The organism is Niameybacter sp., from assembly GCF_036655075.1.
GTDB lineage: Bacteria > Bacillota > Clostridia > Lachnospirales > Cellulosilyticaceae > Holtiella.
This window is the reverse complement of record NZ_JAVVQU010000037.1, coordinates 22,305-33,146: the sequence shown is the minus strand read 5'-3', so window position 1 is coordinate 33,146 and position 10,842 is coordinate 22,305. Positions and strand designations below refer to the sequence as shown.

Below are 10,842 nucleotides of genomic sequence, written 5' to 3'. Positions count from 1 at the left end.
TACAAGCAGGGGGTCATAGGTTCGAGCCCTATAGCGACCATATTTATACCACAAATGAATATGGCGGAATAGCTCAGTTGGCTAGAGCACATGGTTCATACCCATGGTGTCGGCGGTTCAAATCCGTCTTCCGCTATTAAAAAAAGCAGATACGATATATCGTATCTGCTTTTTTTAATAAAAATAAATTATACTTGAGTTTAAAAACATTTAAGATTACAATAGGTCTAGAAAGATTAGTAGAAAAATTATATAGTTTTAAAAACTACTTGAAATGATAAGTGAAATGATATACTATTGTAATTAATAGAGACTAGAAAATTATAATAATAGATAAAGTGAGGGTTGAACATGAACAAACATAAAATAGCATTATTAGTGGATAGCTGTATTGATGTGCCACAAGTATTAATTGATAAGTATGGCATGTATACCATACCCCTAAAAATCATTTATAGTGATGGTGAATATTCAGATGGTGTAGACATTACAGCAGATGAAGTTTATGCAAAATTAAAAACAGAGATTCCTAAGACTTCGCTTCCAAGTGGGACGGAAATTATAGAGAAATTTGACCAAATTAAAGCAAATGGCTATGAGAAAGTACTTGCTGTCACCTTATCTAGTGGCTTGAGCGGGACGCATAACTTGGTGACTATGCTATCAAAAGAATATGAGGGGTTAGATATTCGAACAATTGATACACTTAATATTGGCATTGCGGGTGGCTTCAATGCCATTCAAGCAGCTGAATTTATTGAAGCAGGAATGCCATTTGAGGAATTAGTGGGCACAGTAGAGCGTAATATTTCTAAAGTTAAAGTGTTCTTTTGCGTAGACACATTAGAGTATCTTCAAAAAGGTGGGCGTATTGGGCTTGTAGCCTCTATTTTGGGAAATGCACTCAACTTAAAACCAATTATCTCTTGTAACGATGAAGGCATTTACTATAACCTTGCTAAAGTAAGAGGAAGGAAAAAATCTCTTGAAAAGATTGTAGAGCTTGCTAAAGAATTTAGTTTAACAGGGAAAAAGTATAATATTGCGGTATGCCATGGTGGTGCAGCAGAAGAAGCAGAAGGTGTTAAAGTAGAACTCAAGAAACAACTTCCCAATATTGAAGCTTTTGTAGAAGGACAGATTAGCCCAGCACTAGGTGTACATACAGGACCAGGTCTTATAGGTGTTGCTGTGCAAATCATAGAATAGATATCAATACATTCAAATAAAACGTATAGAAAAATGCCCAAGTTAGCCGAGAGGACTACTTAGGGCATTTTTTTAGTGAATATAAGTATTGCTTACTAAAAGAGGTTGGAGAAGTTCTGTTGGAATTTCAAATTCTTGTACACCCATAGAACCGGGGCCCACCTGATATTTATCAAAGGAGATGATAAGTTTACCGGTATCGGAAATATAGAAGTTTTGTTCAGCATCAATAGAAGTGAAAATATCAGTGAACTCGGCATCGGCATCTATCCAGTAAAATTGATTGGCATCCTCGATCATACGTGTGCGCATTTGGACTAAGATATTTTCACTGATTACATCTACATAGCTAGCATCTTTAAAAAGGCTTGGAAGCGTAATAAGAAGTTCATTTTGTTTGTCGATGGTATCATAGGTAATGGTCGTAGAAGAAGAGCCTACTGTGTTGACTACAGAGCGCCCAATAGATAGAATGTGATCATTATCTGTTTTAATTGTATAGCCTGTATTAATCCCTAAATGTCCACCTTCAGTGGTTTGTTTCATTTGAGCTACTTCTTCTTGAAATTGATCAAAAAGTGCTTTGTTTTCTTTTAGATATTTGGTATTTAGTGTGTCTTGTAGTGTTGTGTTTTGAAGACCCTCTAAAGCGGGTGTTTCTAACTGGGCTGCATAAGTTTCCTCATGGTAATCAAATTGGTTAAAAGTCACCACATTGATTAAAGTGTTAAGTACAGGAATAGTACTCATGGTCTTAGCAAAAGTAGGACTTATATTAGCAGCCCCTACAAAACCTATCATAAGAACGGCAGCAGTAGTAGTTAGTGTTCTACTCCATTTTTTCATTCTAATCACCTTTCTTTTTGAGGCAGAGCCTTTTTTGATGGCAGCTTGAACAACTGAGTCTAATTCAGATGGGATTTCAATGGTGTGAAGTGTTGTATCAAGTTGTTGGGTTAACTTATTTTCTTGGTCAGATAAGTTTTTATTCATAGTATTCACCTTCTTTATTCATTTTCTAAAAGTAATTTGAGCTTTTTTAAGGCACGGTATAGGGTAGATTTAACAGTACTAAGATTTTGTTCCATAACTGTAGAGACTTCCTGTAACTCAAATTGTTGGAAGTAACGGAGTAAAATAATTGTTTTTTCGTTATAACTAAGTTGGTCTAGGGCATCCTCTAGTTCAAAATACTTATAAGTATCTAGCTGAGGGGCATCTAAACTAAGCAAAGTTTCGTCATCTATGTCCATATAACGATTTTGTTTTTTTAGAAAGGTTTTGCAAGTATTGATAAGAATTTTAATAAACCAAGTATCTAAATAGTGAGGTTCACGTAAGGTGTGTTGATATTTGAGTGCCTTAACAATGGTATCTTGGACAATATCTAAGGCATCTTCTTGATTTTTAACATAGCTATAGGCTATACGATAATGTTTATCTTTATGGGAGACAATGTAATTAATGATTTCTGTTTCCATATGTTTTACCTTCCAGCGCTGGTATTTCAATTGATGTATTACATGTATTAGACTGCTACATTGGAGCAGAAGTTTCAAGGTATGAAGTAAAATTTAAATTCAAATATGCTATAATAAGGAAGTAAAAGGTTGATACTAGAGGTCATATAAATAGCATGAATATAGAAGAAAAGAGGAGAAAAGATGTTAAGAATTGGCATGGGATATGATGTACACAAATTAGTAGAAGAACGTAAGCTTATTTTAGGTGGAGTGGAAATTCCTCATACATTAGGATTGTTAGGACATTCTGATGCAGATGTATTGGTACATGCGATTATGGATGGACTGTTAGGTGCCATTGCAGAGGGGGATATTGGAAAACACTTCCCAGATACAGAGCCACAGTATAAAGGTATTTCTAGTATTAAGCTTTTAGAATATGTGAAAGCGTTACTAGACAAAGCAGGGGCTAAAATTCATAATATCGATGCCACAATTATTGCCCAAAGGCCTAAGATGGCTCCATATATTATAACAATGAGAGAAAATATTGCAAAGGCACTAGACATAGAGCTAGACCAAATCAATGTGAAGGCTACAACAGAAGAAGGACTTGGATTTACAGGAACTGAGGCAGGCATTTCTAGTCAAGCGATTGTCTTACTTGATAAATAAGATGCTAAATGTTTTTTGCCAACCATACTTCAAATACAAAAATCCTAGGACACCAAATTATTTTGGAACCCTAGGATTTTTGCATAATAACTAAAACTATTGTGCACACTAAAATGTCTAATAGTGGATAACGTAGAAAGAAGTGCTGGATATAGTTCTATTCGTATAAGTCAATGCCTCCTAGCATAACGGCACCTGAAGGGTTCAGCCCTTTTAGAGTAATAGAAGTAATTTGTGTCAGGTCAATGCCACTAAAATGAGTAAGAGGGATAAATTGAGTACCTAGTGGCGTGAAATGTTGTGCTTTCCAGTAGGGGTCTAAACCGTCAATGTCTGCATGAATATTTATAATTGGTGTAGGGTTATAGCGAAGAGCAGAATCCCTAGTAGCAGAAAGGACTTTGCTAGCTGTTAGCCCTTTAACATCTGTTAGGATAACTTCCAGTTCAAGAGGGTTATTGCCATCATTATAAGGATGAGTAGAATCATTAGCTATCCAAAGGGCAAGTTGCTTATAGTTACTTAAGTTTTGTGTGTCTAAAGAGAAAGTAAGTGTAGCATCAGGTGTTTGCCAAGCCAAACTATAAAGAGGTATAGAACCATGTAGTCCTACAGGATGGTTAAAAGGAGCCGCGGTATCTTCTTCAGGGAAGGAAGATAATGTAACATAGGTAACATCCATCTTATTTGATGAAGGCATGCTATAGTGGGCACTTGAAAGTTCTACAAGATTTGTAGGCATAACAAGACGGTATCCTTCTGACATAAGGAGTGACGGCATAAATGGAGTACTGTATGCAGTAGGTTGAATTATGCCTAAGGTTTCAAGGGAATGTACGCCGCTTCGATTAAATGTATTTAAGAAGTCTGTGGCATATTGTATAAGAAAATCCTTCTGTGTTTGAGCGGGTAGATAAGTGACATCCTCATAGAAAACAAGCATGTCACGCTCTGGAAGTTGTGTGTTAAACTGAGCATGATTGCCACCATATAAAAAGGCTGAAGCAATTGGATGTTTACGGGGTATACCTAATTGATAAGCGTAATTAAAAAGGGTAGCACCATCTAACGTAGACACATCCCCATCATATTGTGGTAAAATAATGCCAGTAGGTAAATCTACATAAGTTTCAGATAGAACAATATTTTGAGGAGGGGCAACCATAAGGACCGATTGTACACGCTCATCACCAGCATCTTTTAAAAGTTTGCTGATATATAGACTATTGTCACCACCTCTAGAATGACCAATAAAGTTGAGTTGGTCTAAGTTCGCCTTATCTGTTAAATCATAGGCGAAAATTTTTTCACCGGCATTAGCTTTTTCTAAAAGTTCATAATAACCTTTAAAAATGTTAAAGACACGTTCAGTCTCTACACCTTCGACTGGTTCAGAAACAAAAGCTCTGTTGATGTTAATGGAAAGGGTGAGATAACCAGCTTTTGTAAGAGCCTCAACCAGATAGTCAAAGCCCAAATAGTAACGGCTTTCGTTAACATCTGTGATAGTATGTGCACCATGTAAGATGAAGGCAACAGGATTGTTGTCGCCTTCTGGAATGCCTAGGAGACCATCTAAAGGATAAGGCACTTGTATACCGTTTTCTTCCATGAATCCCTCACCTAATCTAAAGTCTAGAACTTGTATACCTTGTGCTTTTGGGAGCGATTTGCTACATGCGGTAAAAAGAGAGGTGATAGAAAGACAGATAAAAAATATGGATAATAACCTTTTCATTAGAGGGCTCCTTTATAAACTATAGATTTCAATACTCAGTGTTTCATAGACACTTTTTAAGGTCATAGAAGTGTTATCTATGGTCCACTTAAAGGATTTGCGACCACTTCCTTCGCTGCCATCATCTGAAGTTTCAGAGTGAGCAGGTCCAAAGAGTGAGGTAAGTTGTTCATTCCAGGTGTCTAAATCATTGTCGGAAGGAAGAAGGGTAAAAGCTTGGATTAGGCCATCTTCATCAAGAGAGGCAGAAAGTAAGATTTCAGTATCAAAAAGATCCAGAAGATAGTCACGCCCAAGAACTGTTGTAGTATCTTCTAGTAGAGAAGCGTTGCCCTCACCCAAAAGTGCAACCATTTCTGTATCAGACTTCCCAATAAGGGTTGTTAAACTTGTAAGGGTTGCGGTATTTGTATCTTTTGGTAAAGATTCAGGGGAAGTGACTGGAGTATGGGTATCGCTTGGTTGAGATAGGCTGCAGCCTGTAAAAAAGATACTTGTAAGACATAGCGTAAGTCCTGCAATTGCAAATAATTGTGTGTGTTTCATGGTAAATCCTCCTTTAAAGGTTTAAGTTTAATTGATTCATTCAAGTGATTTTTTTCGTTTTTTTCATTACATGAGGTTAGAGAAGAAATAGGGCAAAAAAGTTTCAAAATATCTATGGTAAAATATAGATAAATATTTTGAAACTTATAGGTCTAAGCAATACAAAATTTTTATTTAATTTCTTGTAGAATGTGTGTTTGAAGCATTAAAGCGTGTATGATTGAGGTATAGAATTCATTAGAAGCGTAGATAAATGAAAGTATGAAAAAGTGTAGAGTAGTAGGATGAGTCAAGTTTTATAAATAATTAGAGATACTTATGAATAAAATAAGCACATAAATAGACCACTTTAATATAATAAATACATAATAGCAGTTGAAACCCTATGCTTTATGAATTATAATAAGAGGTAGTCTAAAGATTTTTTAATTTAAAAAGATAAAAGCAATGAAAGAAAGAGTAGTTTAACGAAGTACTTTAGAGAGACTCACCAAGGCTGGAAGTGAGTTGTATGGACTTAAATGAAGTGCATTCTGGAGCTATCTATGTGAAGAAAAGTAACATAGAGCGTAGGCGCTGCGTTAAGGCGATGAAGATAGAGTTTCTTCTATATTAATAGGTAGGTATGAATAAGTAAGCTTATTGTATAGAAAACTTTAATCAGAGTGGAACCGCGATATACAACTCGCCTCTGAACTAGGGGGGAGTTTTTTTATTGGATTTTTTGAGGAGGGAAGCTTATGAGTTATATTAAAGAGCAGATCAAAGTCATCAAGGAACGTGACCCCGCCATCAAAAGCACAGCAGAAGTTTTTTTATATCCTAGTTTTTATGCTTTGTTGTTTCACAAAATGGGTCATAGACTATACAAAAGAGAGTGGTACTTTTTAGCGAGGCTGATTTCTCAACTAGCAAGAGGTTTAACCGGGATTGAAATACACCCTGGTGCCATCATTGGAAAAGGACTTTTTATTGACCATGGGATGGGCGTCGTTATTGGAGAGACTTGTGAAATTGGAGACAATGTGACCATTTATCACGGTGTCACCTTAGGTGGAACAGGGAAAGACCATGGAAAGCGTCATCCAACAATTGGCAACAATGTCATGATTAGTACAGGTGCAAAAGTATTAGGACCTTTTAAAGTTGGAGATAACTCACGTATAGCAGCGAATGCGGTTGTATTGCAAGAAATCCCAGAAGATTGTACAGTTGTAGGGATTCCAGGTAGGATTGTACGTGTTGCAGGACAAAGAGTGGATCCTTGTCAACAGCTAGACCAAGTAAAAGTCCCAGATCCTGTTCAAATGGAAATTTGCAAAATGCGCCAGACTGTAGAAGAACTTCAAAGTAGTATTCAACAAGTAAAACAAGAACTTGAAAAGGTTAAAAACCAAAGGATTAGTAGTACTCAGTCCAAGGAAGTACAAGATCTAGAAGACCTAGAAGATAATGGATACACAAAGTGTACCGAGCTCAATTGCCTAAACAAAGAAGCTTGTGAAACATATAGAAACTAAAATACACTAAGGAGAGGAAACATGATTAAAATTTATAACACACTCACCAAACAAAAAGAAACTTTTAATCCTATTGAACCAGGAAAAGTGCGTATGTACGTATGTGGTCCAACGGTATATAATTTAATCCATATAGGGAATGCAAGACCATACATTGTTTTTGATACAGTGAGAAGATACTTTGAAGCTGTAGGTTATGAGGTCAACTTTATTCAAAACTTTACAGACGTAGATGATAAAATCATTAAAAAAGCCAATGAAGAAGGCCGTTCTACTACTGAGCTTGTAGAAGAATACATTCATGAAACGCTAAAAGACGGTAAAAACTTAAATGTTAAACCGGCTACACATCATCCTCGAGTAACTGAAGAGATGGATGGCATCATTAAGATGATTGAAACGTTAATTGAAAAAGGTTTTGCATATGCCATAAATGGCAGTGTGTACTTTGATACAACAGCTTTTAAAGGCTATGGTAAATTGTCTAAAAAGGTATTGGAAGATTTAGAAGCAGGTGCAAGTGATCGTGTGACACTTGGCAACGAAAAGAAAAATCATATGGACTTTGTTCTTTGGAAACCTAAAAAAGACGGAGAACCATACTGGGAAAGTCCATGGAGTGAAGGGCGACCTGGCTGGCACATTGAGTGTTCTGCTATGTGCAAAAAGTTCTTGGGAGACACCATTGATATTCATGCAGGTGGCGAAGACCTTATTTTCCCACACCATGAAAATGAAGTGGCACAAAGTGAAGCAGTAAATGAGGCACCCTTTGCGAACTACTGGATGCACAACAGCTTCTTAAACATTGATAATCACAAAATGAGTAAATCTCTAGGGAACTTCAAAATTTTAAGAGATGTAGGAGAAGCCTATGGCTATGATACAGTACGTTTCTTTATGCTTAGTGCGCACTATAGAAGTCCACTTAATTACAGTAACGACCTTATGGAGGCCGCACAAAATGGCTTAAATCGTATTAAAAATTGTAAAGATAACTTAGAATTTGCTTTAAGTCATGCAAAAGGGGAAATACTAACACGAGAAGAGCAAGAACTTTTAAAAGAACTTAACATGTTTGAAGAAAAGTTCCATAAAGCAATGGAAGATGATTTTAATACAGCAGACGCCATCAGCTTTATCTTCGAACTTGTGAAATTTGCCAATACTTATGCTAAAGAAGGGGCTACCCATGCCTTTGCAGAAGCGGTATACAATGAATTTATGAAGCTGAACAATATCTTAGGTCTTCTTTTTGAAACAGAAGGTAATAAAGAACATGGATTATCTGATGAAGCTATTCAACAATACATTGAAGATCGTAAAGCAGCTAAAAAAGCAAGAGACTTTGCTGAAGCAGACCGTATTCGTGATTGGCTTAAAGATCAAGGTATATTAATTGAAGATACTAGAGAAGGAGTACGTTTTAAACGTATATAAAGCTAAGGAATATGAATACTAACATTAATGAAGTTTTAAATTGTGCCATAAATATGAATACACATAAAGCAAATACTTACTCACCGCTTGCGTTAGCTTATATTGGAGATGGTGTATACGAACTTTTCGTTCGTACTTATGTGCTTTCTAAAGGGAATATGCCTGTTAACAAAATGCATAGGGCATCTCGTGAACTAGTAAGAGCTGGTGCACAAGCAAAACTTTATCACCTCGTAGAAGAGCAACTTACAGAAGAAGAATTACAAGTCTTAAAGCGTGGACGTAATGCCAAAAGTATATCAGCACCTAAGAATGCAGATGTTACTGAATATCGTCATGCTACAGGTCTAGAAGCCCTCATAGGTTATTTATATTTAGAGGGTAAAATTGACCGTATACAAGAGATAATACAATTAGGTTTTGAATCACTTTAAGGAGTAGAGACCTTTTTGACTAAGGAGGAAATTATGTCAAAAGCTACAGGGAAGTTTGTTAAAGGGGCACTTATTTTATCAGTTGCAGCCCTCATTGCAAAAGTTTTAAGTGCCTTTTTCAGAATACCACTTGGCTCTATGATAGGAAATGTAGGAATGGGATACTATGGTTATGGGTATCCAATTTATACATTCTTAACTTCTATTGCTATTGTGGCTATTCCCTCTACACTTTCAAAGCTCGTTGCTGAAAAAAGGGTAGTAGGACAATATAAAGAAGCGCATTTGATTTTTAAATACACCATGCGCTTTATGATTATTTTAGGATTAAGTTTATCTGTACTCTTTTTCTTAGGGGCACCTATTCTTATTAGTGCTTTTAAATGGGAAGCACAGACTATTTATTCATTATGGGGCTTAGCACTTAGCCCAATCTTTGTTTGTATTATGGGGGTATATCGTGGATACTTCCAAGGTATGCAAAACATGGCACCAACAGCTATTTCACAAGTCCTAGAAAACTTTGGACGTGTTGTAGCAGGTCTTGGACTTGCAGCCTTCTTCATGCCAAATGTAGGTTATGCTGCGGGTGGTGCATCATTTGGGTCTGTTGTAGGTGGAATATGTGGTGCTTCGGTACTTGCCCTCTTCTACCTTAAACATAAAAAAGACATTTATGCGGAAATGGATACACAAAAGCAAGAGGTTGTCTCAACAACTTTTAAAAGTGTAGCCAAAGTTGTACTGGTACTAGCTGTTCCTATTTCAATTGGTGCAGCAGTCAATTCTGTGATGAACTTCCTAGATTCAGCGATTGTAACGGCTGGACTCGTAAGTGGTGGCATGGATCAAACTGTGGCAGCGGATTTATTTGGACAACTTACCAATACTTTAACACTTGTCAACCTACCATTAGCTTTTGGTATGGCGCTTGTAACAAGTGTTGTACCAGCTATTGCTGAAGCAGTAGCGCGTAAAGACCACAAGGAAATGCAAGATAAAATGGAGCTTGGTTCAAGATTTGGCTTACTCATCTCTTTACCAGCAGCAATTGGACTTGCTGTGCTTGCTGAACCAGTTATGGGCTTCTTATTCCCAGAATCTTTACAAGGTGGACCTATTTTACGTCTTTCAGCTTTCAGTATTCCATTCATTATGCTTGGACAAGCTATGACAGGTGTCCTTCAAGGTCTCGGAAAAGTATGGATTCCTGTACAAGCTTTAGGTATTGCAGCTGTTGTAAAAGCAGTATTAAATGTTATTTTAGTAGGAAGTATGGGTATTCTTGGTGCACCACTTTCTTCAATTGCAGGTTATGCAACTTTCACATTGTATAACTTCTTAGCTGTTAAGAAGCAAACTGGCTTTAAACTCAATACTATGCTTGTCATTGTCAAACCACTTATTGCAGCAGCAGTAATGGGTGTAGCAGCATACTTTGGGTACGGATTATTGGGTAATATTTTAGATGCAACTTCTAAAATGCAAAATGCCGTTATGACAATAGGCGCGGTAGGTATAGGCGCAATCGTGTATGCGATTGTTATCTTGCTTACAGGCGGAATTTCTAAACAAGACTTACAAGAACTCAAAAAGAAAAAGGAGAATTAAATAGAATGAATTTAGAGCAAAATCAAGCAGACAGAACGAACGAGCCTAAAAAAGAAAATAAAAAACCTTATTATAAAAAAAATACAGGTGACAAAAAACCTAGACCACAAGGTGCGGGTAAACCACAAGGCGAAGGTAGACCACAAGGCGAAGGTAGACCACAAGGTGCAGGTAGACCACAAGGTGCGGGTAAACCACAAGGCGAA

10 protein-coding genes, 1 tRNA gene, 1 pseudogene and 1 other annotated feature are annotated in these 10,842 nt (G+C 36.8%); of the genes and pseudogenes, 8 read left to right on the top strand and 4 right to left on the bottom strand.

What is annotated here, in order from left to right; genetic code table 11:
- The first annotated feature begins 62 nt into the window (after positions 1 to 62).
- Both RRY75_RS10660 and RRY75_RS10655 read left to right on the top strand, forming a co-directional pair.
- Positions 63 to 136: transfer RNA gene (locus RRY75_RS10660), tRNA-Met, on the top strand.
- A 215-nt stretch (positions 137 to 351) separates the two neighbouring features.
- Positions 352 to 1,209, top strand: coding sequence for a DegV family protein (locus RRY75_RS10655; RefSeq protein ID WP_332493910.1), 858 nt, complete (start codon positions 352 to 354; stop codon positions 1,207 to 1,209).
- A 72-nt stretch (positions 1,210 to 1,281) separates the two neighbouring features.
- Here the strand turns inward: RRY75_RS10655 and RRY75_RS10650 are convergent, their stop codons facing one another.
- Together RRY75_RS10650 and RRY75_RS10645 are read right to left on the bottom strand one after the other, a co-directional pair.
- A complete protein-coding gene (locus RRY75_RS10650) occupies positions 1,282 to 2,202 on the bottom strand; it encodes an anti-sigma-V factor rsiV (RefSeq protein WP_332493909.1) in 921 nt (306 codons plus the stop codon).
- 14 nt (positions 2,203 to 2,216) lie between these two features.
- Positions 2,217 to 2,690, bottom strand: coding sequence for a sigma-70 family RNA polymerase sigma factor (locus tag RRY75_RS10645; RefSeq protein ID WP_332493908.1), 474 nt, complete (start codon positions 2,688 to 2,690; stop codon positions 2,217 to 2,219).
- Positions 2,691 to 2,873: 183 nt separating this feature from the next.
- Here RRY75_RS10645 and ispF point away from each other — a divergent pair, with 183 nt between their 5' ends.
- Positions 2,874 to 3,347 carry a 2-C-methyl-D-erythritol 2,4-cyclodiphosphate synthase gene (gene ispF / locus RRY75_RS10640; protein WP_332527836.1) on the top strand — a complete coding sequence of 158 codons (474 nt, stop codon included), beginning with the start codon at positions 2,874 to 2,876 and terminating at the stop codon, positions 3,345 to 3,347.
- A gap of 157 nt (positions 3,348 to 3,504) precedes the next feature.
- On the opposite strand, the gene RRY75_RS10635 is transcribed toward ispF, so the two are convergent.
- Together RRY75_RS10635 and RRY75_RS10630 are read right to left on the bottom strand one after the other, a co-directional pair.
- Complete coding sequence (locus tag RRY75_RS10635) at positions 3,505 to 5,085, bottom strand: hypothetical protein (protein ID WP_332527835.1); 1,581 nt, start codon at positions 5,083 to 5,085, stop codon at positions 3,505 to 3,507.
- A 12-nt stretch (positions 5,086 to 5,097) separates the two neighbouring features.
- Complete coding sequence (locus RRY75_RS10630; protein WP_332493904.1) at positions 5,098 to 5,631, bottom strand: hypothetical protein; 534 nt, start codon at positions 5,629 to 5,631, stop codon at positions 5,098 to 5,100.
- Positions 5,632 to 6,069: 438 nt separating this feature from the next.
- Positions 6,070 to 6,327, top strand: a binding site (T-box leader).
- Between the two features lie 44 nt (positions 6,328 to 6,371).
- On the opposite strand from RRY75_RS10630, the gene epsC reads away from it, so the two are divergent.
- The 5 genes and pseudogenes from epsC to RRY75_RS10605 form a co-directional block, all read left to right on the top strand.
- Positions 6,372 to 7,151: a serine O-acetyltransferase EpsC gene (gene epsC, locus RRY75_RS10625; RefSeq protein ID WP_332493903.1), complete on the top strand. Its 780-nt coding sequence runs from the start codon at positions 6,372 to 6,374 to the stop codon at positions 7,149 to 7,151.
- A 24-nt stretch (positions 7,152 to 7,175) separates the two neighbouring features.
- The gene (cysS, locus tag RRY75_RS10620; RefSeq protein WP_334309877.1) at positions 7,176 to 8,591 is read left to right on the top strand and encodes a cysteine--tRNA ligase; all 1,416 of its coding nucleotides are present in this window, start codon (positions 7,176 to 7,178) and stop codon (positions 8,589 to 8,591) included.
- Positions 8,592 to 8,644: 53 nt separating this feature from the next.
- Complete coding sequence (locus tag RRY75_RS10615) at positions 8,645 to 9,025, top strand: Mini-ribonuclease 3 (RefSeq protein WP_332493901.1); 381 nt, start codon at positions 8,645 to 8,647, stop codon at positions 9,023 to 9,025.
- Positions 9,026 to 9,058: 33 nt separating this feature from the next.
- Positions 9,059 to 10,636 carry a putative polysaccharide biosynthesis protein gene (locus tag RRY75_RS10610; protein ID WP_332493899.1) on the top strand — a complete coding sequence of 526 codons (1,578 nt, stop codon included), beginning with the start codon at positions 9,059 to 9,061 and terminating at the stop codon, positions 10,634 to 10,636.
- A 5-nt stretch (positions 10,637 to 10,641) separates the two neighbouring features.
- A pseudogene (locus RRY75_RS10605) lies at positions 10,642 to 10,842 on the top strand (hypothetical protein); the annotation flags it as partial.